Origin of the sequence: Methylomonas sp. EFPC3, assembly GCF_029643245.1 — a bacterium.
GTDB classification, from domain to species: Bacteria; Pseudomonadota; Gammaproteobacteria; order Methylococcales; family Methylomonadaceae; genus Methylomonas; species Methylomonas koyamae_B.
In genome coordinates this window covers 29,954-56,434 of the sequence record NZ_CP116398.1, presented here as the reverse complement: position 1 = coordinate 56,434, position 26,481 = coordinate 29,954, and the positions used below count along the sequence as shown (strand labels likewise).

General features: G+C 56.9%; 28 protein-coding genes and 1 pseudogene. 11 read left to right on the top strand and 18 right to left on the bottom strand.

Annotated elements, in window-relative coordinates:
* Positions 1 to 86 precede the first annotated feature (86 nt).
* Positions 87 to 1,205: a tRNA guanosine(34) transglycosylase Tgt gene (gene tgt, locus PL263_RS00275; RefSeq protein ID WP_140910996.1), complete on the top strand. Its 1,119-nt coding sequence runs from the start codon at positions 87 to 89 to the stop codon at positions 1,203 to 1,205.
* Between the two features lie 9 nt (positions 1,206 to 1,214).
* Here the strand turns inward: tgt and lpxB are convergent.
* The 3 genes and pseudogenes from lpxB to PL263_RS00260 all read right to left on the bottom strand — a co-directional run bounded on the left by lpxB (position 1,215) and on the right by PL263_RS00260 (position 4,475).
* Positions 1,215 to 2,370, bottom strand: a pseudogene (gene lpxB / locus PL263_RS00270) (lipid-A-disaccharide synthase).
* A gap of 56 nt (positions 2,371 to 2,426) precedes the next feature.
* On the bottom strand, positions 2,427 to 3,524 hold the full coding sequence (locus PL263_RS00265) for a DegT/DnrJ/EryC1/StrS family aminotransferase (RefSeq protein WP_278211139.1): 1,098 nt from the start codon (positions 3,522 to 3,524) through the stop codon (positions 2,427 to 2,429).
* Between the two features lie 12 nt (positions 3,525 to 3,536).
* Positions 3,537 to 4,475 carry a Gfo/Idh/MocA family oxidoreductase gene (locus PL263_RS00260; protein ID WP_140910993.1) on the bottom strand — a complete coding sequence of 313 codons (939 nt, stop codon included), beginning with the start codon at positions 4,473 to 4,475 and terminating at the stop codon, positions 3,537 to 3,539.
* 202 nt (positions 4,476 to 4,677) lie between these two features.
* On the opposite strand from PL263_RS00260, the gene PL263_RS00255 reads away from it, so the two are divergent.
* From PL263_RS00255 to PL263_RS00240, 4 genes are read left to right on the top strand one after another with little or no spacing between them, the layout of a single operon-like run.
* The gene (locus PL263_RS00255) at positions 4,678 to 6,120 is read left to right on the top strand and encodes a hypothetical protein (RefSeq protein WP_278211137.1); all 1,443 of its coding nucleotides are present in this window, start codon (positions 4,678 to 4,680) and stop codon (positions 6,118 to 6,120) included.
* 2 nt (positions 6,121 to 6,122) lie between these two features.
* Complete coding sequence (locus PL263_RS00250; protein WP_140910991.1) at positions 6,123 to 6,629, top strand: cytochrome c3 family protein; 507 nt, start codon at positions 6,123 to 6,125, stop codon at positions 6,627 to 6,629.
* A gap of 9 nt (positions 6,630 to 6,638) precedes the next feature.
* Entirely contained in the window at positions 6,639 to 7,217 is a 579-nt protein-coding gene (locus PL263_RS00245; protein WP_278211135.1) for a hypothetical protein, read from the top strand.
* A gap of 13 nt (positions 7,218 to 7,230) precedes the next feature.
* Positions 7,231 to 8,847 carry a methyl-accepting chemotaxis protein gene (locus PL263_RS00240; protein WP_278211134.1) on the top strand — a complete coding sequence of 539 codons (1,617 nt, stop codon included), beginning with the start codon at positions 7,231 to 7,233 and terminating at the stop codon, positions 8,845 to 8,847.
* A gap of 36 nt (positions 8,848 to 8,883) precedes the next feature.
* Here PL263_RS00240 and PL263_RS00235 read toward each other — a convergent pair whose 3' ends face one another.
* Both PL263_RS00235 and PL263_RS00230 read right to left on the bottom strand, forming a co-directional pair.
* The gene (locus tag PL263_RS00235) at positions 8,884 to 11,151 is read right to left on the bottom strand and encodes a heavy metal translocating P-type ATPase (protein WP_278211133.1); all 2,268 of its coding nucleotides are present in this window, start codon (positions 11,149 to 11,151) and stop codon (positions 8,884 to 8,886) included.
* A 46-nt stretch (positions 11,152 to 11,197) separates the two neighbouring features.
* Positions 11,198 to 11,407 (bottom strand): heavy-metal-associated domain-containing protein, encoded by a 210-nt coding sequence (locus PL263_RS00230; protein WP_140910989.1) that lies wholly within the window; start codon positions 11,405 to 11,407, stop codon positions 11,198 to 11,200.
* 118 nt (positions 11,408 to 11,525) lie between these two features.
* Here PL263_RS00230 and PL263_RS00225 point away from each other — a divergent pair, with 118 nt between their 5' ends.
* The 4 genes from PL263_RS00225 to mutM are packed head-to-tail and all read left to right on the top strand — an operon-like array spanning position 11,526 to position 14,646.
* Positions 11,526 to 12,731, top strand: a complete 1,206-nt coding sequence (locus tag PL263_RS00225; RefSeq protein WP_278211132.1) for an EAL domain-containing protein — start codon at positions 11,526 to 11,528, stop codon at positions 12,729 to 12,731.
* Between the two features lie 27 nt (positions 12,732 to 12,758).
* Positions 12,759 to 13,196: a rhodanese-like domain-containing protein gene (locus tag PL263_RS00220; RefSeq protein WP_278211131.1), complete on the top strand. Its 438-nt coding sequence runs from the start codon at positions 12,759 to 12,761 to the stop codon at positions 13,194 to 13,196.
* 1 nt (position 13,197) lies between these two features.
* Positions 13,198 to 13,821, top strand: a complete 624-nt coding sequence (hflD, locus tag PL263_RS00215; protein ID WP_278211130.1) for a high frequency lysogenization protein HflD — start codon at positions 13,198 to 13,200, stop codon at positions 13,819 to 13,821.
* A gap of 9 nt (positions 13,822 to 13,830) precedes the next feature.
* Positions 13,831 to 14,646 carry a bifunctional DNA-formamidopyrimidine glycosylase/DNA-(apurinic or apyrimidinic site) lyase gene (gene mutM, locus PL263_RS00210; RefSeq protein ID WP_278211129.1) on the top strand — a complete coding sequence of 272 codons (816 nt, stop codon included), beginning with the start codon at positions 13,831 to 13,833 and terminating at the stop codon, positions 14,644 to 14,646.
* Positions 14,647 to 14,656: 10 nt separating this feature from the next.
* Here mutM and PL263_RS00205 read toward each other — a convergent pair whose 3' ends face one another.
* Entirely contained in the window at positions 14,657 to 16,330 is a 1,674-nt protein-coding gene (locus tag PL263_RS00205; protein WP_278211128.1) for a fused response regulator/phosphatase, read from the bottom strand.
* A 122-nt stretch (positions 16,331 to 16,452) separates the two neighbouring features.
* On the opposite strand from PL263_RS00205, the gene PL263_RS00200 reads away from it, so the two are divergent.
* The gene (locus PL263_RS00200; protein WP_278211127.1) at positions 16,453 to 16,818 is read left to right on the top strand and encodes a DUF6164 family protein; all 366 of its coding nucleotides are present in this window, start codon (positions 16,453 to 16,455) and stop codon (positions 16,816 to 16,818) included.
* Here PL263_RS00200 and PL263_RS00195 read toward each other — a convergent pair.
* The 11 genes from PL263_RS00195 to PL263_RS00145 all read right to left on the bottom strand — a co-directional run bounded on the left by PL263_RS00195 (position 16,815) and on the right by PL263_RS00145 (position 24,605).
* On the bottom strand, positions 16,815 to 17,054 hold the full coding sequence (locus PL263_RS00195; RefSeq protein ID WP_140910982.1) for a TIGR02647 family protein: 240 nt from the start codon (positions 17,052 to 17,054) through the stop codon (positions 16,815 to 16,817). The two genes, PL263_RS00200 and PL263_RS00195, sit on opposite strands and share 4 nt — an antisense overlap.
* A 26-nt stretch (positions 17,055 to 17,080) precedes the next feature.
* Positions 17,081 to 17,824 carry a DUF3530 family protein gene (locus PL263_RS00190; protein WP_278211126.1) on the bottom strand — a complete coding sequence of 248 codons (744 nt, stop codon included), beginning with the start codon at positions 17,822 to 17,824 and terminating at the stop codon, positions 17,081 to 17,083.
* A 38-nt stretch (positions 17,825 to 17,862) separates the two neighbouring features.
* Positions 17,863 to 18,930 (bottom strand): AI-2E family transporter, encoded by a 1,068-nt coding sequence (locus tag PL263_RS00185; protein WP_278211125.1) that lies wholly within the window; start codon positions 18,928 to 18,930, stop codon positions 17,863 to 17,865.
* 24 nt (positions 18,931 to 18,954) lie between these two features.
* On the bottom strand, positions 18,955 to 19,590 hold the full coding sequence (locus PL263_RS00180) for a DedA family protein (RefSeq protein ID WP_278211124.1): 636 nt from the start codon (positions 19,588 to 19,590) through the stop codon (positions 18,955 to 18,957).
* A gap of 52 nt (positions 19,591 to 19,642) precedes the next feature.
* Positions 19,643 to 19,969, bottom strand: coding sequence for a cold shock domain-containing protein (locus PL263_RS00175; protein WP_278211123.1), 327 nt, complete (start codon positions 19,967 to 19,969; stop codon positions 19,643 to 19,645).
* Positions 19,970 to 20,243: 274 nt separating this feature from the next.
* Positions 20,244 to 20,606, bottom strand: coding sequence for a hypothetical protein (locus PL263_RS00170; protein ID WP_140910978.1), 363 nt, complete (start codon positions 20,604 to 20,606; stop codon positions 20,244 to 20,246).
* 106 nt (positions 20,607 to 20,712) lie between these two features.
* Entirely contained in the window at positions 20,713 to 21,123 is a 411-nt protein-coding gene (locus PL263_RS00165; RefSeq protein ID WP_140910977.1) for a ketosteroid isomerase-related protein, read from the bottom strand.
* A gap of 62 nt (positions 21,124 to 21,185) precedes the next feature.
* Positions 21,186 to 21,722, bottom strand: a complete 537-nt coding sequence (gene cobO, locus PL263_RS00160) for a cob(I)yrinic acid a,c-diamide adenosyltransferase (protein WP_140910976.1) — start codon at positions 21,720 to 21,722, stop codon at positions 21,186 to 21,188.
* Positions 21,723 to 21,826: 104 nt separating this feature from the next.
* On the bottom strand, positions 21,827 to 22,093 hold the full coding sequence (locus tag PL263_RS00155; RefSeq protein WP_278211120.1) for a SemiSWEET transporter: 267 nt from the start codon (positions 22,091 to 22,093) through the stop codon (positions 21,827 to 21,829).
* Complete coding sequence (locus PL263_RS00150) at positions 22,093 to 22,287, bottom strand: hypothetical protein (protein WP_278211119.1); 195 nt, start codon at positions 22,285 to 22,287, stop codon at positions 22,093 to 22,095. Before PL263_RS00150 ends, PL263_RS00155 begins: the two co-directional genes overlap by 1 nt.
* Positions 22,288 to 22,292: 5 nt before the next feature.
* On the bottom strand, positions 22,293 to 24,605 hold the full coding sequence (locus PL263_RS00145) for a DNA translocase FtsK (RefSeq protein ID WP_278211118.1): 2,313 nt from the start codon (positions 24,603 to 24,605) through the stop codon (positions 22,293 to 22,295).
* 172 nt (positions 24,606 to 24,777) lie between these two features.
* On the opposite strand from PL263_RS00145, the gene trxB reads away from it, so the two are divergent.
* Positions 24,778 to 25,734 carry a thioredoxin-disulfide reductase gene (gene trxB / locus PL263_RS00140; RefSeq protein ID WP_278211117.1) on the top strand — a complete coding sequence of 319 codons (957 nt, stop codon included), beginning with the start codon at positions 24,778 to 24,780 and terminating at the stop codon, positions 25,732 to 25,734.
* Between the two features lie 161 nt (positions 25,735 to 25,895).
* Here the strand turns inward: trxB and PL263_RS00135 are convergent, their stop codons facing one another.
* Positions 25,896 to 26,468: an isoprenylcysteine carboxylmethyltransferase family protein gene (locus PL263_RS00135; RefSeq protein WP_278211116.1), complete on the bottom strand. Its 573-nt coding sequence runs from the start codon at positions 26,466 to 26,468 to the stop codon at positions 25,896 to 25,898.
* Between the last annotated feature and the right edge of the window lie 13 nt (positions 26,469 to 26,481).

Sequence of the window (26,481 nt, the reverse complement as noted above, 5' to 3'; positions counted from 1 at the left end):
TCCGCAAGCCGTTAGACAGTTTCGTCTGGCCTGACAACGGAAAAGGCCGGATAATTGCCGGCTTTTTGCGGATACGCGATTACGACATGCAATTTACCTTGAAATCCGCCGACGGTTTTGCCCGTCGCGGCCAATTGGCGTTTGCCCGGGGCGTGGTAGAAACGCCGATTTTTATGCCGGTAGGCACTTACGGCGCGGTCAAGTCGCTGACGCCGGAAGATCTCGAGACTCTGGGGGCGCAAATCATTCTGGGCAATACCTTTCATTTGCTGCTGCGTCCGGGCATGGACGTGATGAAAGCCCACGGCGATCTGCACGATTTCATGCGCTGGCAAAAACCGATTCTGACCGATTCCGGCGGTTTTCAGGTGTTCAGCTTGGGCGCGTTGCGCAAGATCAGCGAGCAAGGCGTGACCTTCAAATCGCCGGTCAACGGCAGCAAGATTTTCATGGGCCCCGAAGAGTCGATGCAGGTGCAGCGTGATCTGGGCTCGGACATCGTCATGATTTTCGACGAGTGCACGCCCTACCCGGCCACGTTTCAGGAAGCGGCCGACTCGATGCGGCTGTCGCTACGCTGGGCCGAACGCAGCAAACGCGCTCATGAGGGCAACGATTCGGCCTTGTTCGGCATCGTCCAGGGCGGCATGTATCCGCAATTGCGGGAAGAGTCGATCGCCGGACTGACCGGCATCGGTTTCGACGGCTACGCGATCGGCGGCTTGTCGGTCGGGGAACCCAAACACGAAATGCTGGCAACGCTGGATGCGATTCATCAGAAAATGCCGGCCGACAAACCGCGCTACCTGATGGGCGTCGGCACGCCGGAGGATTTGGTCGAGTCGGTGCGGCGCGGCATCGACATGTTCGATTGCGTAATGCCGACCCGCAACGCCCGTAACGGCCATCTGTTCACCCGCCACGGCGTAATCAAAATCCGCAACCAGCAGTACCAGTTCGACACCCGGCCGCTGGACGAAAACTGCAGCTGCTACACCTGCCGCAATTATTCGCGCTCGTATTTGAAGCATTTGGACAAATGCAAGGAAATGCTCGGTTCGCGGCTGAACACGATCCACAACCTGCATTATTACCTGGAGTTGATGGCCGGCATCCGCGCCGCAATCGAAGCCGGCCGCTTCGCTGAATTCGCCGACGAGTTTTATGCGTTGCGCGGCATGCGGCCGCCGGCTGCTGCCGAATAGAACGCCGAATTAGCGGCCGCGCAGCATTTCCAAGGCCAGCTCGGCCATGTTGCGCGAACCGCCGCCGCAGCCGAGTTGGCGTTTGACCTCGCCCAATTCGGCAATGCAGCCCTCGCGGTAAGCAGTATTGTCCAATAGCCGCCCAATTTCTGCAGCCAGGTTGTCGGCGGTCAATTGTTCCTGAATCAATTCGCGGACAATACCCTTGCCGGCGATGATGTTGGGCAGGCCGATGAATGGGATTTTCACCAGCCGTTTGCCCAGCCAATAGCTAAACGCCGCCAGCCGGTAGACGATTACCATAGGTACTTGCAACAATGCGATTTCCAGCGAGGCGGTGCCGGAGGTGGTCATTACCGCGTCGCAGCATTGAATGGCGTCGTAAGGCTGGCTCTTGACGACGTGCACCGACAAGATGGTCCGCTGCAAATGCTCGGCCAGCACGCTATCTTCGATCGAATCCGCCTGCGGCAAAATAAATTGCAGCTGCGGCCGAACTGCAGCCAGTTTTTCGGCGGCTTCGAGCATCACCGGCAACATGCGTTTGATCTCGTTGCCCCGGCTGCCGGGCAAGATCCCGACCACCGGCCGCGCCGGATCCAGGCCGAACAGCTCGAAGTCTTCGGATTTACTACGTTGCGGATGCACTTTATCGACGGAAGGATGGCCGACGTAGCGGACCGGCACGTTTTTCCGCTTCGTAATATCGAGTTTCGAACGGGAAAATCACCGCCATCATATCGATGGCCTTACCGTAGGTTTTGACCCGCCCCTGCCGCCAGGCCCAGACCTGCGGACTGACGTAAAACAGGACTTTGATGCCCTGCCGCTTGGCGAACCGCGCCAATTTCAGATTGAATTCCTTGTAATCGACGCAAACCAGCAAATCCGGTTTTTCCCGGGCCACGATCTGTTGCATCAGCCGCAAGGCGCGCCGTATTTCGCCGTAGTGTTTCAAAACCTCGACCAAGCCGATCACGCCGATACCGGCCGAATCGTAGCGCACATCGATCCCGGCCTCGCGCATTTTGGTGCCACCCATGCCGATGCCGACAAGCGCCGGGTAACGTTGTTTCATTTCCAAAAACATATTGGCGGCGTGGCGGTCGCCGGACGCTTCGCCGGCGCTGAACAACAGCGTATAGGGTGGCTGCGGACTATTCATCGAACGGATAAGACGGCAGACCCGGTTGCAACCAAGCCTGCCTGGATAAGATTGATTTAGGCGGAGAGTACGCCGCGGATGACACCGGCGATTTTATGCACGTTGTCGTCACTCAGGTTGGCGCAGATCGGCAACGACATGCAGCGCGCCGCGACCGATTCGGTCACCGGCAACGACACGCCGGCGCATTCGGCCTTGAACACGTTTTGTTGATGCAGCGGCACCGGATAGTAAATCGCGCTGGCAATCTGTTGCTCCTGCAAGGCTTTCATGACTTCGTCGCGGCGATCGCACAACAAAGTGTATTGATGGTAAACGTGCACGCCGATACCGTCCTCATAAGGGGTGGTCAGCGGCAAACCGGCCAGCAGTTCGGAGTACAAATGCGCGGCGTGGCGGCGGGCGGCGTTGTATTGGTCGATGCGTTTTAACTTGGCGCGCAACACCACGGCCTGCAACTCGTCCAGCCGGCTGTTGTAACCGATCACATCATGGTAATAACGCACTTCCGAGCCGTGGTTGCGGTATTGTTTGACCTTGGCCGCGGTCGCGTCGGAATCGGTGGTGACCAGGCCGCCGTCGCCGAAGCAGCCCAGATTTTTGCTCGGAAAAAAGCTGAAACCGGCAGCATTGCCGAAACTGCCGGTCTGCTTGTTGTAAACCGTGGCACCGAAAGACTGGGCGCAGTCTTCGATCAGTTTCAAACCATGCTTGTCGCAAATGGCTTTGATCGCCGGCAAGTCGGCCGGCTGGCCGAACAGGTGTACCGGCATCACCGCCCTGGTTTTGGCGGTGATGGCTTTTTCGATGTTTTCCGGTGTGATGTTGAAGCTGCCCGGATCGATATCGACGAACACCGGTGTCGCGCCCACGTATTTGATCGCTTCGGCCGTGGCGATGAAGGTAAAGGCGCTGGTGATGACTTCGTCGCCGGCGCCGATGCCTTCCGCCAACAAGGCCAGATGCAAGGCGTCGGTGCCGGAGGCGCAACCGATGGCGTGTTTGACGCCCAAATACTCGGCAGCCTCTTTCTCGAACGCCTGTACGTTCGGCCCCAGAATGAATGCGCAATTGTTCAGGGTTTCGCTGAAACCGCCGACAATTTCATCTTGAATTTCCGCGTACTGCGCTTGCAAATTGACCATCGGGATCATAGTGGCCGCCCTTTAGCGATGGGTTAAAAACTTGGTGATTTCAATCGCGGTCGCCAGCGCCTTGCGGCCGGCTTCGCCGGGAACCAGCGGATTCTCGCCGGTTTGGATGCAATTGACAAAATGTTTGATTTCTTCCAGAAGCGCGTCGCCGCTCTCGAAAGTCAGTTCCTCGGTAACGATTTCCGGAATGCCGGGAAACATCTCCTTGTCGCCGGTTTTATGCTTGACCAGCACCCGATTCTGAAAATCGACCGAGACGTAGGAACTGGGTCGGAACATGCGCATCTTGCGTTCCATTTTCATGCTGATCCGGCTGGCGGTGACGTTGGCGACACAGCCGTTTTTAAAGGTGATGCGGGCGTTGGCGATATCGGTACCCTGGGTCAATACCGCAGTGCCGCTGGCGTCGATTTTTTCGATCTCGGAATTGACCAGGGCCAGGATGATGTCGATATCGTGAATCATCAGGTCCAGCACCACGCTGACGTCGTTGGCGCGGGGGTTGAACGGCGACAAGCGGTGCGATTCTATGAACAGCGGTTTTTCGTCCAAGGTCTCCAGTCCCCGCACCGCCGGGTTGAAGCGCTCCAGATGGCCGACCTGCAAAATGACGTTCTTTTCCTGGGCGATGGCGATCAATTCGTCAGCTTCTTCAACGGTCACCGTTATCGGCTTTTCCACCAGCACGTGAGTACCGGCGAGCAGAAAATCCTTGGATACGCTGTGGTGGTAACTGGTGGGCACCACGATGCTGACGGCATCGATCTGGCCGAGCAGGGATTGGTAATCGGTCAAGGCCTGGGTGCCGTGTTTTTCGGCGACCTGCCGCGCAGCGTCTTCGTTGATGTCGACCACCGCCACCAGTTCGCAATTTTTTAACGACGCATATTTTTCCGCATGAAACTTCCCCAAATATCCGGCGCCGATCACGGCACATTTCAATTTACTCATAGACGACCTAAGCACGATTCGCGGTTTCCCGGCCAATTACCACACTCCGCCGGGCATAAAAAGCCGGCCATTGTATCACCAGAATTGAGCGCGAATAAGCCGCTTGCCAAACTGCGCCCGCTTGCTTGTATTCCCGGCAAATATGTCTAACTTTGGCCTTAGCAATTGCAGAAGTAGTCTTTATCTTACATTTCGAAAACCGATGCCCCAAAGACGATATCTATCTATATTGACCGCACTGGCTTTGGGAGCACAACCCGATTGCCATGCCGCAACGGCAGACGACGAGCATATCCGCAAGATCGTCCAAACCATGTTGCAGGACAAGGACCGGAAGATCGAACAACTCGAAGCTCGCATCCGGCAACTGGAACAAGAACGCGCGCCTACCGTTGCCGCTTTGCCGCCAGCCGCGCCGGCAGCGGTTCCGGAAAAAACCGCAGCCAATGCCAAGCCGGAGCCGACGGTAGACAGCAAACTGAAAGCGCTGGACAAAAAGGTGGCCGAGCTGAAAGAAGCCGCCGAAGCCAACGGCCTGGTCATGAGCGGCTTCTTCGACATCAACGCCAAAACCGGCAACTCCACCGACCAGACTTTCAGCGTCGGCTCGGTGGAGCTGGATCTTGACTACGTCCACGACGACCATTTCGGTGCCAGCTCGGCCTTGGTACTGTGCGGCAACTCGTCCAATGCCGACTACGGCGCACCGGGAGCGGTGTTTTGCGGCAACAGCGGTCCAGGTGCATTGAGCGGCGGCAGTACCACGGCCGGCATTGCCGTCGCCTTGGTCGACTACCATCTGTTCAACGACCGCATTCCGCCGCGCGGCCGGATTTTCAACAACAAAGGCTTGCATATCCAGGCCGGCCGTTTCGACTTGCCGTTCGGCAGCGATTACCAATACTTCGCCAACAAGGACCGGGTCACGGTCACGGCGCCGTTGACCACTTCGCGCATGCAACTGGGCGGGTACAACGCCGACGGCTTGCGTTCCTACGGCAATTTCGACTGGTTCAATTACTCCGTATTTTGGACCGATGCCTTGTACGCCAACGACGGTCATACCATCGGCGGCCGTCTCGGCTTGAGCCTGGGGCAAAACGCCTACAAAATCCATAGCAGCAATCCGGAAGGTATCGAATTCGGCATCTCGCATTTGAGCGAACTGGACGGCGAAAACCGGATCCGCAATACCGTGTACGGCGCCGATTTAGCCATCGGCTACGGCATCTGGCGCTTGCAGAACGAGTTCATGCTGTTGAATGCGCACCAACAAGTGTTTCTGGACCAGGACGGGGACGGCAATCCGATTATCGTCGTCGGCCCGAATAATAGTCCGTTCGGCAAGGGCCACCAGTTGGGTTACCACTCCACCTTCACCGTGGATTTGGCAAGTCTGGCTAAGATGCCGATCATTGCCTTCGCCCGCTACAGCCGTTGGCAGCCTTCGCAGAATCTGGGCCTGGACTTTGACGGCAGTACCGTCGCCATCAACGATATTTCGATGCTCAGCCTGGGCTTCAATTACAAATTCAGCGACCACTTGCAGGTCAAGTTCGAATACGACGATTCGCTTGGCACCGAAACGGCGGAACGCTACTTCGACCGGAAACTCGGTATTGCTCAAATCGTGATGTCGTTCTAGCTATGAAAAAACGAATAACTTCACTGCTATTGGCACTGGCCAGTTGCTCCGGCTTGCTGTTTTATACTCACGCCGCACACACGGCTGGCGAAAATCCTCATGTCATCGCCAAACAAAACATGCAATCCGATTGCAGCAGCTGTCACTTGTCGGTTCCGGAGCTGAAAGACGACAACATATTGCACAGCAAAAACATCACTATCGATCAAAGCGCCTTCAAACTCGACGGCGTGGCGATGTGCGCGTCCTGCCATAACCCCAACCAGGGCCACAAAGTGGGTCTGAACATCGATTTTCCGGTGCCGGCGGATTTGCCGTTAAACGAGGAAAACGACATCACCTGCCTGACCTGCCACTACACCCATGGCAAGTTAGATAGCGACCGGCCGCAGGCCAGCCACAGTTTCATGGACAAATTGATGAATTCCGAGCGCTTGCGCAAAAGTTTCTTACTGCGCCGTAACAACAGCGACGGCGAGCTCTGTTTAACCTGTCACAACGTCAACTAAGGCTCAACCATGAACAACACCGTACCCCGTCGGCAAATTTTCATTAAAAAAGAGTTCCAGGGCCGCTTCATTCTCGGCGCCTTCGCCCTGATTCTTTTGTCCGGCCTGTGCTCGGCGCTGCTGATTTACTGGATGACCGGCGGCGATCTGCAAGCCCAGGCACAGTCCGCTCACGCCAATATCGTCAATGCGACGGAGCGTTTGGGAATATCGATCATGATCGGCAATGTCGTCTCCATCGTCACGGCCGGCGCAATTGCCGTAGCCGGCGTGCTGTACGGCTCGCACAAGATCGCCGGTCCGTTGTACCGCTTCGAAACCCTGTGCCGGGAAGTGGGCGACGGAAACCTGGATACCGTCACCCATCTGCGCGAACACGACCAGCTGCAGGAACTGGCCGCGTCGTTTGCGGCGATGGTCGGCAAATTGCGCGACCGCCGCGACCAGCGCCAGCGTCTGATCGCCGAACTGAACCGGCAGATCGGCTTGTGCGCGTTGAACAACGGCAACGACTTGTCCACGACCCAACACGAAACGATTGCCGCGCTGGCCAATCTGGCGGCGGCATTGGAAAAACTCGATAAATAACCCACCCAACTCTATGAGCAAAGACCTGACAATCAAAAGCGCGCTGATTTATATCGCATCCTCCTTATTTGCCGCCAACCTGTTGTTCGCAGCATCGCTCTGGCACGCCTTCTCCAGCATCGACGCCAGCCTCGCCGACGCCACCCAAAAACAAGACACCTCCGATGCGCTGGCCCATGTCCGTTTTCACGTGGTACAAATTCAACAATTTTTGACCGACGTCGGCGCCACGCATACCGAAGACGGTTTCGCCGAAGCCGAACAGAATCTGGCCGATGCGCTCAAAAATCTGGATGCCGCGGCCAAACTGCAACCGAACCTGCAATCGAAACTGGACGAACTGAAAACCAAAATCAGGACCATGCACGCCGCCGGCGTAAAAATGGGTTGGGACTACATCAAACTCGGTAACGAAGCCGGCACGGTGACCATGAAAGCGCCCGGCACCGGCCTGGACGATACGGCGGCCAGCCTGACGTCGGAGCTCTCGATCTTGACCGAGCAACTGGACCGCGAACTAGCTCAGGCCAAACAAGTATTGAGTTCGTCGTTGCATGACTACAGCGTTTCGCGCATCGCCTTTTCGATCGCGCTGTTATTGTTCGTGGTCATCTGTTTGGCGCTGCTGTATTTCAAAATCGAACCGCCGCTGAATGCGCTGCAAAAATCCCTGCGGGACATGAAACAAGGCGGCGGCGACTTGACCCGGCGGATTCCGCACGAGGGCGGCGACGAAATCGGTAGTATCGTCAGACTGTTCAACGAATTTCTCAGCATGCTGCAAGGCTTGATGCAGCAAGTAGCGACGGAATCAGAGCAGTTGACCGTCTCGTCGAGCCGGCTCAGCCAAATGTCGGAACGGGTACAACAAGATATTTTCAAATCGCAAATGGGAGCCAACCAAGTCGCAACCACAGTGACCGAATTGTCTGCGACAGTCACCGGCGTTTCGAACAATACGGCCGATGCGGCGCAAACCGCACGCCAAAGCAGTCAGGCCGCCAACGACGGTAAAGCAGTCGTAACCAGTACCGTACGCTCGATTCACGAACTTTCGCAAAACATCGATCGCGCCAGCCAGGTGATCGGTAGCGTCGAAAACGATTGCGTCAACGTCAGCTCGGTCCTGGACGTGATTCAAAGCATTGCCGACCAGACCAATCTACTCGCCCTGAACGCCGCCATCGAAGCGGCGCGCGCCGGCGAGCAAGGTCGCGGCTTTGCCGTGGTGGCTGACGAAGTCCGCACGCTGGCCAGCCGCACCCAGGAGTCGACCCACGAAATCCAGGCCATGATCGAGAAGCTGCAACAAGGCTCGCGCCAAGCAGTCAAAGCCATGACGGAAAGCCAAACCCAAACCAAGGAAACCGTGGCGGTGATCGAAAGCACAGGGGCAGTGTTGGACGAAATCTCGGCGATGGTTGAGCGCATCTCGGAAATGAACACGCATATTTCCGATGCGGTAAAGGAACAAAAAATTGTGGTTGAGCACATCAATCAGAATGTGGTCGCTATCAACGAAGCCACCGTCAACAATACGGCCGACGCCGAACAAACCGCGCGCGAAGCTCATCATTTGCAGGCTATCGCCGGTAACCTGCAAAAAACCATTTCCCAATTCAGATTGTAAGAGCCCCCGCGGCCGCAACGCCGCGGGAACAAGGTTTTATCGGCGCTTAGCGGCGCTATCCAACTTGATCCAGCGCAACCGGTTGGCGTTGCTGACCACGGTTACCGACGACATCGCCATCGCCGCACCGGCGATCATCGGATTCAGCAAAATGCCGAACAGCGGATACAACAAGCCGGCCGCGACCGGGATGCCGATGGTGTTGTAGACAAAGGCGCCGAACAGGTTCTGCTGGATGTTGGCGACCGTCAATTGCGACAGCGCGATCGCCTCCGGAATTTTCAGCAAGGAACCTTGCAGCAAGACGATGTCGGCACTTTCGATCGCCACGTCGGTACCGGCGCCCATCGCAAAGCCGACATTGGCCTGGGCCAGGGCCGGCGCATCGTTGATACCGTCGCCGACCATGCCGACCAACTCGCCCTGCTGCTGCAGTGCTTTGACCGTTGCGGCTTTGTCGGTCGGCAACACCTGGGCGCGGAATTCGGTAATACCGGCCTGGGCGGCGATGGCCTTGGCCGTGATTTCGTTGTCGCCGGTCACCATCAACACCCGGACGCCGCGGCCTTGCAATTCCCGCACGGCTTCAGCCGAGTCGGGCTTGATCGGGTCGGCTACCGAAACCACGCCGACTATGGCCTGTTCGACCGCCAACATCATCGGCGTCTGGCCTTTTCCGGCCAATTCCGCCAGCTTATCCCGACACACACTGGTATCGACCCCATGTTCGGCCATTAATGCGGCGTTGCCGAACAGGCATTGCCGCTCGCCGATCCGGCCGATGACGCCGTGTCCCGCCACAGCCTGGAAGCGTCTGACTTTGTCCAAAGCCAACGAACGCTGTTCGGCCGCAGCCAAAATCGCCGCCGCCAGCGGGTGCTCGGAACCGGATTCCAGACTGGCCGCGAGTTGCAACACCTGAGTTTCGTCGTAATCGCCGAATCCCAACACTTCGGCCAAGGCCGGCTTGCCGGCGGTTACCGTGCCGGTTTTGTCCAGTATCAGGCAAGTCAGTTTGCCGGCCGTCTGTAGCGCCTCGCCCTTACGGATTAAAATCCCGGTTTGCGCCGCCCGACCGACCGCGACCATGACCGAGATCGGCGTTGCCAAACCCAACGCGCAAGGGCAGGCGATTACCAAAACTGTCATGGAAGTAACAAAGGCATAACCGAAGGCAGGATCGGGACCAATCGCCAGCCAGATAAGAAAGGTGAGAACAGAAATTGCAACCACCGTCGGCACGAACACGGCCGAAATTCTGTCGGCCAGTTTGGCGATGGCGGGCTTGCTGTTTTGCGCCTGGCGCACGCTTTGAATGATATGCGCCAGCGCCGTGTCGCGGCCGATATGGGTGGCCGTGAACAAAAAACTGCCCTGGCCGTTGATCGACCCGGCGGCGACGCTGTCGCCGACATTTTTCTCGACCGGCATCGATTCGCCGGTGAGCATCGATTCGTCGACGCTGGAATGACCTTCCGCCACCGTGCCGTCGACCGCGATCTTTTCCCCCGGCCGCACCCGCAAGGTCTCGCCAAGACCGACTTCCTCAATCGGTACGTCGATCTCGCGACCGTCGCGCACGACTCTGGCGGTGCGCGGCTGTAGGCCGATCAAGGCTCTGATCGCCGCCGAAGTCTTGCCGCGGGCCCGGGTTTCCAGGGCGCTGCCGAGATTGATGAAGGCCAGAATCACGGCCGAGGCTTCGAAATAAGCGTGCGCCGACAGCGACGGCAATTGCGCGGAATAGTCGATGACGATGCAGGAATAAAACCAGGCGGAGCCGGTACCCAATGCAATCAAGGTATCCATGTTGGCCTGCTTCACAGCCAGCAATTTCAGCGCGCTATGAAAAAAATGGCCGCCGGAGTAATACAACACCGCCAAGGTCAATAACGCAACTTCGGACCAGAACAGCGTGCCGGAAGGCGTGCCCATCGCCGGGAACAGATCGATATGGGCGCCCAACATCAACGGCAACCCCAACGCGCCGGCGACAGCCGCCTTGCGCATCAAATCGCGGTAACGCAGCTCTTCCTGGGCTTCCTCTTCCGCCGGATCTTCCAGACCTTCCATCACCGCGGCGTCGTAACCGGCGTCCTTCAAAGCCTGTTTCATGATCTGCCGGTCGGGATCGCCAAGCACGGTTGCCGAATGGTCGGCGAAGTTAACTGCGACCGATGCGACTCCGGGCACCGACTGCAAAGCGGTTTCGACCGCACTGACGCAACCGGCGCAACGCATGCCGAGAATCGACAGCCTAATCTCTTGGACGTCGCCGCTTTCTATCTGTTGGGCATCTGTCATCCTGCCTCCTCGAATGTCGGCAGCACCGCCGGCTGCCGGCGAAAAATTATTCTACTTTGAAGCCGGCGTCGACGATGGTGTCTTCGATCTCGTCGAGACTGATCTGAGCCGGGTCGAATTCGACGCCGACCTGCTTATCCAAGTGCGATGCCTTGACCGATTTGACTCCGGCCAGCGCCGACACTTTGCTGACGATACTATTTTCGCAACCGCCGCATTTCATGCCGGTAACCGTTAGCGTTGCTGATTCGGACATTGTTCCTCCTAGGGTTGTTAGAGATGCGCCGCGCCTGAACTCGACTAAATCTCGGCTTACATGTTATAAGGCGGGGCGTAGCAGCATCATAGTGCAATGATCGGGAGCCCGTAAATAAATGACAGATTTTCTAATTGGCCGGCAGCAAATACTGGACCGGCAATTGAATACCTTCGCTTACGAAATTCTGTTCCGCGGCACCGATTTCGACCTTAACCTGAAAGATGGGGCCGCCAACGCCACCAAACAAGTCATCAGCGATACTTTGCTGGAGATCGGCCTAAACCAACTGGTCGGGCCGCATAAAGCCTTCATCAACTTCACGACCCAAAACATTCTGGATAAAGTGCCGCTGCATCTGCCGAAAGACCGCATCGTGGTCGAGGTACTGGAAAGCGTGACCGTCGACGCCGAGATCGTCGCCAACTTGAAGGAGCTGTCCCAACTCGGTTACACGCTGGCGCTGGACGATTTCGTGCTGGCGCCGGAGTGGTTGCCGCTGCTGGAATTCGCCGACATCGTCAAGATCGACATCATGGCAGACACGCTGGACGCCACCCGCAAACTGATAGACCAACTCGCCCCTTATAAATTAAAACTCCTGGCAGAAAAGGTCGAAACCCATCAGCAGTTCGAAACCCTGCGCGATTGGGGCTGCGAGTTATTTCAGGGTTTTTTCTTCAGCAAGCCCAACATCGTTGAAGGCAAACGCATCGGCGCCAGCCAGACCACGGCACTGCAGTTACTAGCCACAGTCAACAAACCCGAGGCCAGTTTTGTCGAGATCAGCGGGATCGTCTCGCAAGACGTCAGCATGAGCTTCAAGCTACTGCACTACCTGAATTCAGCGTTTTTTGCGTTGCCGTACAAAATAGAATCGATACAACATGCGGTAGTCTGTTTGGGCTTGGTCGAAATCAAGCGTTGGCTCAATATCCTGACTTTATCGACCCTGTCGGACAAACCTTCCTCGGTACTGCAAAACGTACTGATCCGGGCCAAAATGTGCGAACTGCTCGCGCGGGAAGTTAAGGATGACGGCGAGCATTACTTCCTGATCGGCATGCTGTCGGGCCTGGACAGTCTGATGGATTCGCCGTTGCCGAAATTGCTGGAACACTTGCCGCTGGCGCAGGACATAAACGACGCCGTGCTCCACCATCGCGGCCCTGCCGGCGAAACCTTAAAATTCTGTATCGCCTACGAGCGCTGGGAAACGGGGCTAAATAACTACCGCAACATTGCGCCGGAGCGCATCGCCAATATCTATTTGGAAAGCATCGACTGGTGGGCGACCCACATCTCGCCGTTACTGTCCGCATAACACTTCATTGACTGGTATGGATAGACTATGAAACGAAAACTACCCTTTTTCTTGCTGGCCGGATTATTGTCCGCCAGCTTGCAAGCCGCAGAACTCGGCGAACTCGACACCGAACAACTTGGTACGATGCAACAAAACCAAAACGCGCTGGTGGTGGATATCCGCACGCCGCAGGAATGGCAGGCTACCGGCCTGATTCCGGGCAGCCACAAGCTGCAATCGTTCGATGCCGACGGCAAATTCGACCAGCAAAAATGGCTGGCCGATCTGGAGAAATTGAAAACCTCGCCCGACCAACCGGTGATTCTGGTGTGCCGTTCCGGCAACCGTAGCGCCAAAATCGGCAAAATGCTCAGCGAACAGCCCGGCATGCCCAAGGTTTATCATTTGAATAACGGCATCCAGTCCTGGATCCGCTCCGGCCGGCCGGTTGCGCCGGATTGTCTGGCCAACGCCTGCAATTGATATGTCACTGTCCACGATCACCAACCAGACCATCGCGCTGGCCGGCATCGCCCAAGCCTGTTCTCTGGTACAGCAACTGGCAACGGCCGGTGCCTGCCAAAGCGGGGCCTTGGAAGCCAGCATCGGCAGTCTGTTGAAAATCGACTCGGATAGCGTCGCCGACGTCTACGGCGGCCTGGCCGGCATCCGCCACGGCTTGGAACAATTGCAGACCCAGTTGGGTAGCCGGGCATCAGCCAATCCGGAACAAGCCCGTTACGCCGCACAACTGGTCTACCTGCAAAAGCGGCTGGCCGGCAAGCCGGACATGTTGGATAGCATCCGGACCGGCATCGGTCGGGCTCAGGCCCAGGCCGAACATTTCGGCGTATTGCATGAAAACGTACTGGCAAATCTGGCCGACGTCTACCACAGCACCATCAGCACGCTGCAACCGCGGATCATGGTCCAGGGCGATCCGCAGCATCTGGGCAGCCAAGGCACGGTCAATAAAATTCGCGCGGTACTGCTGTCCGGTATCCGCTCAGCCCACCTGTGGCGCCAATGCGGCGGTAGCCGCTGGAAGCTGCTATTGGCGCGGCAGAAAATTCGCCACGAAGCCGAGTTCCTGTTAACGCAAATCTAACGCAGCACCATGCCGGAATTACCCGAGGTCGAAACCAGTCGGCGCGGTATCGCGCCGCACATTCTGGGCAAAACGTTTAAAACGGTAGCGGTACGAGAATCACGCTTGCGCTGGCCGGTTCCTGTCGACCTGCCGGCGGTTCTGGCCGGCCAGCGCCTGAATGCGGTCGAGCGCCGCGGCAAATACTTGCTACTGGGCGCGGAGACCGGAACGCTGATTCTGCATCTGGGCATGTCCGGCAATTTGCGAATCACCAATCCGCTTCAGATTCCGGGCAAACATGACCATCTCGATTTCGTGTTTGCCGACGATACCGTGCTGCGCTTCAACGACCAGCGCAAATTCGGTGCGGCACTGTGGACTTCCGCCGATCCGCTGCAGCATCCGCTGCTGGCAGAGCTCGGGCCGGAGCCATTGTCGGCCGACTTCGATGCGGAATACCTGCAACGCCGCGCCGGCCAACGGACGGCGTGCATCAAAAGCCTGATCATGGACAGCCATATCGTGGTCGGAGTCGGCAATATCTACGCCAGCGAGTCGTTGTTTCTGGCCGGCGTGTTGCCTACCCGTGCCTCCGGAAGTTTGCAACGGGCCGAATTCGAACGTCTGGCGGCGGCGATCAAGACCGTGCTGGGCCAGGCCATCGAACAGGGCGGCACCACCTTGCGCGACTTTATCAATGCCGAGGGCAAACCCGGCTACTTCAAACAGGCATTGGCCGTCTACGGCCGCGACGGCGCACCTTGCCGGACCTGCGCCGAACCCATACAACATTCGAAAATCGGCCAGCGCGCCAGCTACTACTGTAGCCGCTGCCAAAGCTGACAGGCCTTAGTCAGGCCTGCCAATCGAACGCAACTGTGACCCGGTTGCCGCGTCCGTGGTAGGTCACGCTGCTGCAGAGTTTTTCCAGAAGTGCAATACCGCGTCCGCTATAGCCGGCATTGTGTTGTAAATCGGTGCGGTGGCGGCGCCAGTCGAATCCGCTGCCGCTGTCGGCGACCTTGACGATCAACCGCCCGCCGGTCTCGGTGGGATGATGGGAGAAAAACAAACGGATTTTGCCCTCGCTTAGCATTTGTAGGCGCTGTTGTTTCAATTCGTAAAACCGCAGGAAGCCTTCCGGGGTAGTTTTCTCGGCGGAATCCAACTTCAGCACGCCATGATCCAGGGCATTGGCGAACAATTCGGTCACGATCAGAAATATCGCTTGGCGATGGCGCTGCAGGCCTTGCAATTCAGTCAAGGTGTTTACGATCACCGGCACCGGGTTGGTACAACGCAGGCTGTCGATGTCGAATTCCATCATCTGTTTCCAGGTCATCGCCGCTAATTTATGCCCGGCGGCCTGGACCTGACTGCCGGCCCACGGCACGCTATCGACCGCGCAACGCAACACCACCATCGTGTTGTCGTCTTTGCGCTCGGCTCCGCCGGTATGTTCCGCCAGCCGGCGTTGTAATATGTCGAAGTCGCTGTCCCGGCTCTCCAGAATCGCCTGCAACACGCGCTCGGCGCCGAACAACTCGTCGCTTGCATTCTCCGCCTCGAACACACCGTCGGTCAGCAAATACAAACTTTCATGCTCGCCGACGCGATGCAGTTGGACATCGGGCTCGATAACGGCCTGAATCCCCAGCGGAATATTGGAGGAACGGATGGCCCGATAGCTTTTATCGACTCGGTGGACCAGGTAGTGGTCCGGCAAACCGCAAGTAATGGTTTTTAACATCGAATCTTCGGGGTACAACGCCACCAGAGTCGCCGCCAAGAACCGGTTAGCCGGCAGCATCCGGTGAAGCTTGGTGTTGACCTCCACCACGATCTCGCTGATGTCGAAGCCTTTCCGGGTCATCCCGTAAAAGATGTCCGCCAGCGGCGTCGCCGCTATCGACGCCGCCAAGCCGTGGCCGGTAAAATCGCCCAGCAACAGGTGCAAATGGTTTTCCGGCGTTTTCGCCACCAATACCAAATCGCCGTTGAACAAGGCCATCGGCGACATCGACACACTAACCGCGTCGGTTTCCAGAAAATCGGCTTTCAGTACGCTGTTGAACAATTTGGCTGCAACCTCTTGCTCGAGATCGGACATCTGCCAATAGTCCAATAACCGGTTTTTCTGCTCCCGTTCGCGCCGGTACAATTCGCTCAAACGTAACGATGACCGAATCTTGAACAATAACAAACCGAAGTTTACCGGCCGACACAATACCGTATCGATATCAACCGTGGCGCAACGCTCCAACAAGGTATCGCTAATCGACTCGCTGATTAACACGATAGGCAAATAGTTGTCTGCAGCCTCGCGCACCTCCGCCAATGCCTGCCAATGCCAATGGCGGCAAGCCACGATCAACAAATCGATCGGTTGCGATTCGACCAAGGCCAACACTTCCGCATCGCTGGTAGCCGGCTGACAAATGTAGCCTTGGCCGATGATCTGGCGCTCCAAGTGATCGACTTCGGCGTCGGCGCCGGCATCCCTGAAAAAGACAATGACTGTTTGCATGATTAGTGGCTATCGAACGGATGATTTGCGCTTACGCCAAGTGGCCGCGGCTATTGAGCGGCCGAGCGGCTAACGTGGGCTGCTGGCTTATAATAGTCCCTCCCAACTTAAACTCTGCGGCTATGGCGATATTATTTTTTTCGTTACGCGGCGTTCCGGCCGATGAAATCGAGGACGTCCGACAATTGCTGATCGATAACGACATCGACTTTTACGAGACCTCGGCCGGCACCTGGGGTACCTCGTTGCCGGCGATCTGGCTATACCGCGACCAGGATCGGCAACTGGCTGATGACTTGTTCGAACACTATCAAACCAAACGCGCTCTGACTCAACGTGCACATTACCAGGCCCTGAAAAACAGCGGCGAAGCCGCCGGGTTCTGGCGTCACAATCTGGCCCGGCCGCTACGTTTCATCGCCTTGAGCGTATTGGTAGCGCTGGTCGGCTTCGTCTCGCTGATATGGCTGTTCGAATTGGGCCTTTAAGGCGCTGTTGCCAATACGGCCAAGGCCCGCTGGACATGTTCGGCAGCTTCTATTCCCAAGTCGGTCAAATAGCCGCCGTCGGCCTGCGAAATCAAGCCTTTATCGAATAAGCGCCGGGCCGCTTCGATCAATGCCGGATCAGCATTGCCGTGCACCTTGACCCCTTCCTGTGCGCTGGCCAAATTGAACAGCGATAGAAACCGGATTTCCGCAACCAGTTCATCGTTAAATAGCATCGGTTTTCCCCCTGTGGTGGTTATGATTATTTTTCGTTGGCGGTCAGTGTCAGCCAAGCGTAAACCCGCTTTATCAGCAGATTGTCGTCGTGTTGGTATGCGTGCCCTTCGCCTTCCATCCGGATTTGCCGGTACACCGGATTATCCTTTGCGGCCATGCGCCGTTGCCAGGCGCTATCGACCACCGCCGCGACGTCGAATTCAGCGTAGACATCCAGAAACGGCAGGCCAATGTTTTTGATTTGCTCCAGGCTTTGCGCCTGTGGTAAACGATTATCGCCGATCGGCAGACTAATAGCCGCGAACGCCATGATACCGTCCGGTTTGGCGCTGAGCCGATACAGCGCCATTGCCGCGCCGACGCCGTAACCGACGACGGCGATGCGTTTGGCACCGCCTTGCTGCAAATAGGCCACCGCGGCATCGATGCGTGCCGCCGCGTCGTCGAACAGTACAAGGTAATCGTCGAGGTTCGCGCCGATCTCCTGCAGCGGCATTTGTAACGATAAGGTCGCCCAACCGTGTTTCGGCAAGGCGGCGCGCAATCCGCGAATCACCGGGCGCTGGTCCGGATGGCCGCCCATGTCGTGCAACACGATTACCGCGCTACGGTTGTCGGTTTTTTCGGCATCGGTATAGAGCCCAAGAACAGGCTGGTTCGAACTCTGCAGCCAAACCACGCGTCCCACTGCCAATTGGCGTTGAATTTGTTCGGCATAATCCTGCTCGCGGCGCAGGTCGCCGGCAGCGGCCGGCAACGCCGCCGCCAAGCAGAATATCGCGAACGCCGGCCGGAAGCGCAAAGCGGCTAACCGTTGCTGTAGAAACCGCTGAAGGTATAACGCTCGTGGATGTGGCGTAACAGCACCATCACCACCGATGCCACCGGCAGAGCCAGCAACACCCCCAAAAACCCGAACAAACGGCCGCCGGCCATCACCGCAAACATCACCGCGACCGGGTGCAGGCCGATCTTGTTGCCGACCAGCCACGGCGTCAGCAACATGCCTTCGATGCTTTGGCCGACGGCGAACACGATCAGGACCGGAAGCAAATGCATTGCATCCTGAAATTGCAGCAAAGCCGAAATGCAGGCAAACACGATGCCGGTGATCGCTCCCATATAGGGTACGAAACTGACCAACCCGGCCATCATGCCGATGACCAGGGCTAATTCCAGATCGACCAACCACAACCCAAAGCTATAGATGCCGCCCAAAGCCAGCATCACGTAAAACTGGCCGCGCATGAACGCTCCCAGCACGTCGTCGGCTTCCGCGGCCAGTTTCGCCACGGTCCCGGCTGCACGGCGCGGAAACAAATCGTGGATTCTTCTGACCAGTTCATCCCAGTCGCGCAGCAAATAAAAGGTGATGACCGGAATCAACACCAGATTCATGACCCAACCGATCAACACCGCGCCGGAATGCGACACCGATTCGAGCAGGTTTTCGCCGACACCGCCGTTTTGCCAGTGATTCCGGATCATATTCAGCAATTGCTCTTCGCGCAGCGGGCGGATGCTGTGGCCGAAGTACTTCTGCAGATCGGGTATGACCGCTTTGTTGACCCAATTCAAGTAGGACGGCAGTTTATCGATGAACTCGCCGATCTGGTATTCGAGCGCCGGAATAATCACGACCAGCAAGGCGGCGATGGTAAAGATGATGCCGGAAAACACCACGATCACCGCCAGGGTGCGATTGAGGCGCCAGCCGCGCAATTGCAGGGTTTCCAAACGATCGACCAAAGGATCGCCCAGATACGCCAGAATCGCCGCGACCGCAAACGGCATCAATACCGGAGCCAGCAAATACAGCAAGCCGCCGAATCCGGCAACGAAGGCCAATACCAACCACTTCTGCGAATCGCTCATCTCCACGTCGGTTCTCCGCTGAATTCAATTTTCGGGATGCTTACGCGCTTTCAAAAGTTCGACGGCGATAGGCGTGATCGACATCAGCACGATCGCCAGGATCGCCAGTTCGAAATTTTGTTTGATGATTGGAATGTTGCCGAAAAAATAGCCGGCAAACACGCAAATCAAGACCCAGGCCAAGCCACCCACGACGTTGTAAAGGAAGAAATAGCCGTACGGCATGCGGCCGATGCCGGCGACGAACGGGGCAAAGGTGCGGACGATCGGCACGAAACGCGCCAACACAATCGTCTTCGCGCCGTAAGTTTCGTAAAAGGTCTGCGCCCGCTCCAGATGTTGCCGATTGACCCAACTCAACGAGTAGGCACGTTTACCGACGCTACGCCCGATCCAATAATTCACCGTGTCACCCAGGACCGCGGCAACGCTCATGATGCCGAGCAGCATCGGCAGATTCAGCGCATCGACCGCGACAAAGGCTCCGGCGGCAAACAGCAGCGAATCGCCCGGCAGAAACGGCATCACCACGAAACCGGTTTCGACAAAGATCACGGCAAACAAGATCGCGTAGGTGACTGCACCGTATTCGCCGATCAATTCGGCCAGATGTTTATCAATGTGTAACAAAACGTCGAGCAGATAATGTAGCCAATCCATCTGTAATCCCTGGAATCCTGTAAATAGTGCGGTAATGCGCCGACAGGCCGGGTTACCGGTAGAAATAGGCGGCGGCCGCGGCGCTGATCAACCCCAGCAACAACGCAACCAGCCAACGCCAGAATTTAACGGGCTTGGAAGATGCAGCCTGATAGGCAACGCCTTCGATGCTGGCGTCAACCGCCTTCAATTTACCGTCGGCTTCGCGAGCCACGCGGTAAACGATCACATCGCCGCGTTGCGGCCGCCGAGCCATGCCTTTCAGCGAAGAAATATGAATAAAAATATCCTTATCGCCGCCATCCGGCTGAATAAAGCCAAAACCTCTATCGTCTTTCCAGGTTTTTAAAATACCTTTGTGGACGGTGTTATCCGCCATATCGATTCACCTCTTAAATTACGAACGGGACTACGTAAGAACTCGGCTGCAGCAGCAAGGATCAGGCTAACGTCGCCCGTATTTTGGACGAAATGCGCGACAATTCGGTTAATCCGGATCGCTCCGGCCGAACCCGCGGGACTGGAAAAGGGGCGAAAGGCTAGCAAATTAGCAGCTTGCAAGTTGTAAGACGGCCCCGCTTCGGCAAAAACCACGCGGAACCGGCCGATACGGAAACGGCGTTTACGCATAACCGCATAAACGCCGTCCGCACTTAAATTTTCTTGTCGATCAGAACTTTATCGTCGATGATCAACTTCGATACGCCGCCCAGCGACAAATGCAGCGTGCAGGATGCGGTTTTAAAGTTGGAGCCCGGCTCGCCGACCCATTCCATCGTCACGTAAGTTGCTTTATCCGTGTCGGTTTTGGACGGGAAATACACTTGGGTACCGGTCTTGTTTTGAATCAATTTCGGGCATTTTTGGTTGGCCATTTCCTGCATGGCCACCAAGGATCGGATCTGCGACGCGGCTTCCTTCTCTTCGTTGCTTTGCTCCTTGCTGGCGCCCACCAGAATGAAACCGACCACGAACACACCCACCACAGCGATCATCGCTTTTTGTATTTCGCCCATTGTTGCTCTCCTCTGTTTCTAGTTATTTTCAAAGCAAATCCGAAACGTTAAGTTCCGGATTCTAAGCTAAATGGCCGGTAGCGGCAATGCGCCGGTTACAGGGCGTTTAGGCCTGCGGATCGACTTGAGCAATCCAGTCGCCCAGATTGTAGTAATTGGTGATGCGGGCGACTTTACCGTCACGGATTTCGAAGAAGGCGCCGGCCGGCAGGCGGTAAGTCTGACCGTTGGCTTCCGGCAGACCTTCGTCGGTATTCAGATACTCACCCAAAACGACGAACTCGGCGGCGCCGCGGCTGCCGTCTGCGTTGGCCATCACCACCATGTCCACCAATTGCTCTTTGTAGTGGTGGTTCATTTTTTTCATGAATTCGCCGAACGCGGCCTTACCTTGTTCACGGCCGCCTTGATTGATATCGTGCACCACGTCGTCGGTCAACAAGCTCAGGAAGGTCTCCATGTCGCCGTCGTTGAATGCTTGATAATACTTTTTGATCAATTCGATTGCTTGTTGCATAGTGGTCATAGCCTGGATTAAAAAAGGCGGCAATTTTGCCAGAAGCCCGGTTTTTTTTCAGCTTAAAATTCAACGCCCTGCTCGGCTTTGATTCCGGCCTGGAAAGCATGTTTGACACGGGTCATTTCGGTGACGGTGTCGGCGACTTCGATCACTTCCGGCGCCGCATTGCGCCCGGTCAGCACCAGATGCAGCCAACCGGGTTTATGCTGGCGGATGAAATCGGCGATTTCCTGGCCGCTGATCCAGCCGTAGCCGCAGCAGTAGTTGATTTCGTCCAACACGACCAGATCGAATTGTTCCGACTGGATCTTTTGTTTGGCAAACTCCCAAATCTCGCGGCTGGTCTTGATATCCTGCTCCGGATTTTTGGTATCCCAGGTAAAACCGTCGCCCAGGGCATGCCACTCGATCTCCTCGAAGCGGGTCGCCGCCTTCTGTTCGCCGGTCTGCCACTGGCCCTTGATGAACTGGATCACGCAGACCTTCATGCCCCAACCTGCGGCACGAAACACCATGCCGAACGCGCTGGAGGATTTGCCCTTGCCTTCGCCGGTATGTACCAATACCAGACCGTGTCGTTTTTCTCTTACTTTCATTGGCTGCAGCCTTTACCATCCGGACCGTTAAAGGGTCCGCATTGTAGCAAGTTATTGGCATAGCCACTGCTTTAAGCCGACTGCGGCAGCGGCAAAACCCTGGGCTATTTACGCCACGAGTTATGGAGCTTAACCGCCAGAATCGCCGCGGCCAGTAAAAAGGTTACGGCGTTGGCGACGATAATCGCCCAGTTCCCCAAAAACACGCCGTAAATCAGCCACAACAGTACGCCCAAGGTAAACAGGCTGTACATGCCCAAAGACAGCGACGAGGTATCGCGGGTTTTGACGGTCATCACCGCCTGCGGCAAAAACGAGGCGGTGGTCAGGGCCGCGGCCAGATAGCCTATCCAATCGGAATTCATAGTCATTAGATTGCGTAACGCTGCCAGCCCAGGTAGGCCAACACCGCTAATATCAATAAAGAAAAAGCCAAGCCCCAAAAATAACCGACGAACAGCATGGCTTTAACCGGCTTTTCGACCGGTTTGTTACGGCACAGCAGCCAGCCGCCCAAGGCCGATACGGCAAGGATGGCCAGCAATGCGCCGATGGCGGGATTCATCGGCTTCAGCGCGGCGGCGGCGCCAGCACTTCGCGGGAGCCGTTGGTTTCCGGCGGACTGACCACGCCGGCGTTTTCCATGTCTTCTATAATCCGCGCCGCGCGGTTGTAACCGATCTTAAAGCGGCGCTGCACGCTGGAAATGGAAGCCTTGCGCGACTCGGTGACAAAGGCCACCGCTTCGTCGTACAACGGATCGGACTCGCTGTCTTCCCCGTCCAAGCCCGCCACTTCGCCGCTGTCGGTGCGCTCCTGGGTAATTTCGTCCAGGTAGTCGGTCGGTCCGGTTTTTTTCATGAACTCGACCACCCGATGCACTTCGTGATCGTCGACGAAGGCGCCGTGCGCCCGCAATGGAATGCTGGTACCGGACGGCAGGAACAACATGTCACCGTTGCCCAACAGAGCTTCGGCACCACCCTGGTCGATAATGGTCCGCGAGTCGATGCGCGAAGAAACCTGAAACGAAATCCGGGTCGGCACGTTAGCCTTGATCAAACCGGTCAAGACGTCCACCGACGGCCGCTGCGTCGCCAACACCAAATGGATGCCGGCGGCGCGGGCTTTTTGCGCCAAGCGCGCGATCAGCTCCTCCACCTTCTTGCCCACCACCATCATCATGTCGGCCAACTCGTCGATGACGATGACGATGCTGGGCAACGTGGTCAGATAGGGATAATCATCCAATGGAATCGGGGTTTGCGGATTGAACAACGGATCGCGGATCGGTTGGCCGGCCGCTTCGGCTTCCTTGATGGCATGGTTGTAACCGGCCAGATTGCGTACGCCGACTTTGGACATCAACTTGTAGCGCCGCTCCATTTCCGCCACCGCCCAACGCAAGGCGTTCTGGGCGTCCTTCATGTCGGTAACGACCGGCGTCAGCAAATGTGGGATGCCTTCGTACACCGACAACTCCAACATCTTCGGGTCGATCATGATCATCCGCACGTCTTCCGGCTTGGCTTTGTACAGCAAACTCAGAATCATAGTGTTGATCGCGACCGACTTACCGGAGCCGGTGGTACCGGCCACCAACGCATGCGGCATTTTCGCCAGATCGGCCACCACCGGGGTACCGGCGATGTCCTTGCCCATCGCGATGCTGAGCTTGGATTTGGCCCGCTCGAATTCGTCCGAAACCAGCAGATCGCGCAACGAGACCATTTCCCGTTCCTGGTTCGGAATTTCCAAACCAATGACGGATTTGCCTTCGATGATTTCGACGATGCGCACGCTGGTCACCGACAAGCCGCGCGCCAAGTCCTTGGCCAGACTGCTGATCCGACTGACCTTGACACCGGCCGCCAGCCGCAATTCGAATCGGGTGATGACCGGACCCGGCAACACCGCTTCCACTTCGGCGGCGATACCATAATCTTGCAGCACGTCTTCGACCTGGCGCGAAATTTCTTCCAGCTCGGTTTTGGAATAGCGTTTGACCTTGATATCGCGTTTGTCCAGCAAGGACAACGGCGGCAAGGCGTTCAGGAACGCACTGTCGTCCATATTTTCCAAGACCTTGCTGTCTTTGCGCCGCAACGGTCTGACGGTTTCGGCTGGCTTGGCGGAAACGGTTTCCACAACTTGAATTTGCGGCTTGGCGCGCGGCGCTTCGTCGGATCTGAATTCGGCTTTGGTTTCCGGTTTGATCCGCACTTTTTTGGCTTCGGCCCGCACCGGCTTCTCGCTGCTGCGATAGCGTTCGGCGCCGGTCACGGCCTGACGGCCGACCACGGAACATGCGCTCATCGCACACTTGCCGATCAAACTCATCACCATCAGCCAGGACAAGCCGGTGAACATGGTTACGCCGGTCATGAATATCGCCAGCAACAGCAAGGTCGAGCCGGAATTGCCCAACAGATGCACCAGCGCGTCGCCGATTTCCCGGCCCAAAATGCCGCCCGGACTTTCCGGCAGATCGACTTTGGTGCGCAAAAAATGCAGATGTAAGAACAAGATCGCCGAACCGGACACGACGGTCGCCAAAAAGCCGACCGAGCGCGCCGCCACCAGCCATTGGCTGGCTTGTTGTTGGTTCGGCCCCTGATAGACCATGTAACCGTACCAAAACAGCATGACCGGAATCAGGTAGGCCATCAAACCGAGAAAGCTCAACACGAAATCGGCCAGCCAGGCGCCGAACACGCCGCAGGCGTTGCTGATCGATTGGTAGGACGTGCTGTGGCTCCAACCCGGATCGTTGGAGTTAAAGGTCAATAAGGCAATCAAAAAGAACAGTGCAAAACAGGAACAGCCCAGCAATGCGATTTCGCGATATCCTCGCGTGTCTCTCTCTTCCACAACAGCAACCATGGGTGACGGCTCACGTTAAAAGCGTAACTAAAACCTGATTATAGATGATAAAAATCGATTTCACATTAGCTTGGCCGGCGCAGCCTGCAAAATCCCGGCATTCTGCCGGTTTAAACCGCGGGGGATTGCCCATATAATCGTTTCATACTAACCCCGCATGGAGATCGAGAACATGGCTGCAGCCAAGCATTGCAAACTTTTAATCCTAGGTTCCGGCCCGGCCGGCTACACCGCAGCCGTTTACGCCGCGCGCGCCAACCTGAATCCGGTCATGATCACCGGCATGCAACAAGGCGGACAATTGACCACCACCACCGAAGTCGACAACTGGCCCGGCGACGTCGACGGCGTGCAAGGTCCGGAATTGATGGACCGCATGCTGCGCCACGCCGAGCGCTTTAACACCGAAGTAATCTTCGACCACATCCACACCACCGATTTGTCGCAAAAGCCGTTCACGCTGACCGGCGATGCCGGCGTTTACACCTGCGATGCGTTAATTATCGCCACCGGCGCCTCGGCCAAGTATCTGGGCCTGGAATCCGAAGAAGCCTTCAAAGGCAAAGGCGTATCGGCTTGCGCCACCTGCGACGGTTTTTTCTACCGCAACAAGCCGGTCGCAGTGATCGGCGGCGGCAATACCGCGGTCGAAGAAGCCTTGTACCTTGCCAATATCGCCTCGGAAGTCATCGTCGTCCATCGCCGCGATAAATTCCGTTCCGAGAAAATCCTGTCCGACAAATTGATCGAGAAATCAAAATCCGGCAACGTCCGCATCGAATGGAACCACGAGCTGGACGAAGTGTTGGGCGACGACATGGGCGTCACCGGCCTCCGCATCAAAAGTACTCAGGACGGCGCGACCAAAGAACTGGACGTGCACGGCGTCTTTATCGCCATCGGCCACACACCGAACACCGACATTTTTGCCGGCCAACTGGAAATGGACCACGGCTACATCGTCGTTAAAAGCGGCATCCACGGTAACGCCACCGCCACCAGCGTACCGGGCGTGTTCGCCGCCGGCGACGTGATGGACTCGCATTACAAACAAGCCATCACCTCGGCCGGCGCCGGCTGCATGGCGGCATTGGATGCCGAAAAATATCTGGACGATTTGTTCGGTTAACTCGCCTTAGCGTTGCGGCAGCGAGCCGCAACGCTACCACTGGGTTTTCAAGTCGATTCGGCAACGATGCTCCGGCACAACCCCACCATTTCTGATGCCCGCAACATGACGTCTATAAATGCGGCTGAAAATATCCGGCCGATAAATACCGGGCGCATTCTTCAGTATATCCATGGCAGCAAGCGCCAACGACGGTTCCGATAGTCGCGGTAACAGTCGCCGAATTGTTGTTCCAGCATGCGTTCCTCAATCTCTATCCGGTGCGCCAGAGCCCAGCCCGAACACAGCAAAAGACTGAGCAGCGCCAAGCCATCACCCATTGCCAACCCGGCGGCAGCCAACGCCATTAACAAGCCGGTATAGGCCGGATGCCGCAACAAACGATAGGGTCCGTCCTCGATCAAGCGATGCCCGTTCAAAATCGCCACATGGGTCGTAAAAAACCGGCCCAAACCGATCACTGCCGTATAACGCAGATACAAGCCACCGGCAAAAATTGCCAGGGCCAATATCTGCCGTGGCAGATAGGCCAGCGGAATCGGCAGCAACGCCAATTGTTTGCACAGCAGCGCCAATACCAGCCCGAGCGTAATGAACAACCACAGCCGGCCTTGCGAATGGCGCTCGTCGCAGGCGATTTCGCCATCCGCCGCCCGCTGCCGTCGAGCCAGACCGATCTCGGCGCCGACCCAAACCAGGCAAACCAAAAACCAAAAAATCCTCACCCATGTCATTGCTTGCCCTCCT

Excerpts from the sequence above, each read along its gene's own strand:
- tgt (WP_140910996.1), top strand. The coding sequence starts at position 87 with ATGCAATTTACCTTGAAATCCGCCGACGGTTTTGCCCGTCGCGGCCAA.
- PL263_RS00265 (WP_278211139.1), bottom strand. The coding sequence starts at position 3,524 with ATGATCCCGATGGTCAATTTGCAAGCGCAGTACGCGGAAATTCAAGAT.
- PL263_RS00260 (WP_140910993.1), bottom strand. The coding sequence starts at position 4,475 with ATGAGTAAATTGAAATGTGCCGTGATCGGCGCCGGATATTTGGGGAAG.
- PL263_RS00255 (WP_278211137.1), top strand. The coding sequence starts at position 4,678 with ATGCCCCAAAGACGATATCTATCTATATTGACCGCACTGGCTTTGGGA.
- PL263_RS00250 (WP_140910991.1), top strand. The coding sequence starts at position 6,123 with ATGAAAAAACGAATAACTTCACTGCTATTGGCACTGGCCAGTTGCTCC.
- PL263_RS00245 (WP_278211135.1), top strand. The coding sequence starts at position 6,639 with ATGAACAACACCGTACCCCGTCGGCAAATTTTCATTAAAAAAGAGTTC.
- PL263_RS00240 (WP_278211134.1), top strand. The coding sequence starts at position 7,231 with ATGAGCAAAGACCTGACAATCAAAAGCGCGCTGATTTATATCGCATCC.
- PL263_RS00235 (WP_278211133.1), bottom strand. The coding sequence starts at position 11,151 with ATGACAGATGCCCAACAGATAGAAAGCGGCGACGTCCAAGAGATTAGG.
- PL263_RS00230 (WP_140910989.1), bottom strand. The coding sequence starts at position 11,407 with ATGTCCGAATCAGCAACGCTAACGGTTACCGGCATGAAATGCGGCGGT.
- PL263_RS00225 (WP_278211132.1), top strand. The coding sequence starts at position 11,526 with ATGACAGATTTTCTAATTGGCCGGCAGCAAATACTGGACCGGCAATTG.
- PL263_RS00220 (WP_278211131.1), top strand. The coding sequence starts at position 12,759 with ATGAAACGAAAACTACCCTTTTTCTTGCTGGCCGGATTATTGTCCGCC.
- hflD (WP_278211130.1), top strand. The coding sequence starts at position 13,198 with ATGTCACTGTCCACGATCACCAACCAGACCATCGCGCTGGCCGGCATC.
- mutM (WP_278211129.1), top strand. The coding sequence starts at position 13,831 with ATGCCGGAATTACCCGAGGTCGAAACCAGTCGGCGCGGTATCGCGCCG.
- PL263_RS00205 (WP_278211128.1), bottom strand. The coding sequence starts at position 16,330 with ATGCAAACAGTCATTGTCTTTTTCAGGGATGCCGGCGCCGACGCCGAA.
- PL263_RS00200 (WP_278211127.1), top strand. The coding sequence starts at position 16,453 with ATGGCGATATTATTTTTTTCGTTACGCGGCGTTCCGGCCGATGAAATC.
- PL263_RS00195 (WP_140910982.1), bottom strand. The coding sequence starts at position 17,054 with ATGCTATTTAACGATGAACTGGTTGCGGAAATCCGGTTTCTATCGCTG.
- PL263_RS00185 (WP_278211125.1), bottom strand. The coding sequence starts at position 18,930 with ATGAGCGATTCGCAGAAGTGGTTGGTATTGGCCTTCGTTGCCGGATTC.
- PL263_RS00180 (WP_278211124.1), bottom strand. The coding sequence starts at position 19,590 with ATGGATTGGCTACATTATCTGCTCGACGTTTTGTTACACATTGATAAA.
- PL263_RS00175 (WP_278211123.1), bottom strand. The coding sequence starts at position 19,969 with ATGGCGGATAACACCGTCCACAAAGGTATTTTAAAAACCTGGAAAGAC.
- PL263_RS00170 (WP_140910978.1), bottom strand. The coding sequence starts at position 20,606 with ATGGGCGAAATACAAAAAGCGATGATCGCTGTGGTGGGTGTGTTCGTG.
- PL263_RS00165 (WP_140910977.1), bottom strand. The coding sequence starts at position 21,123 with ATGCAACAAGCAATCGAATTGATCAAAAAGTATTATCAAGCATTCAAC.
- cobO (WP_140910976.1), bottom strand. The coding sequence starts at position 21,722 with ATGAAAGTAAGAGAAAAACGACACGGTCTGGTATTGGTACATACCGGC.
- PL263_RS00155 (WP_278211120.1), bottom strand. The coding sequence starts at position 22,093 with ATGACTATGAATTCCGATTGGATAGGCTATCTGGCCGCGGCCCTGACC.
- PL263_RS00150 (WP_278211119.1), bottom strand. The coding sequence starts at position 22,287 with ATGAATCCCGCCATCGGCGCATTGCTGGCCATCCTTGCCGTATCGGCC.
- PL263_RS00145 (WP_278211118.1), bottom strand. The coding sequence starts at position 24,605 with ATGGTTGCTGTTGTGGAAGAGAGAGACACGCGAGGATATCGCGAAATC.
- trxB (WP_278211117.1), top strand. The coding sequence starts at position 24,778 with ATGGCTGCAGCCAAGCATTGCAAACTTTTAATCCTAGGTTCCGGCCCG.
- PL263_RS00135 (WP_278211116.1), bottom strand. The coding sequence starts at position 26,468 with ATGACATGGGTGAGGATTTTTTGGTTTTTGGTTTGCCTGGTTTGGGTC.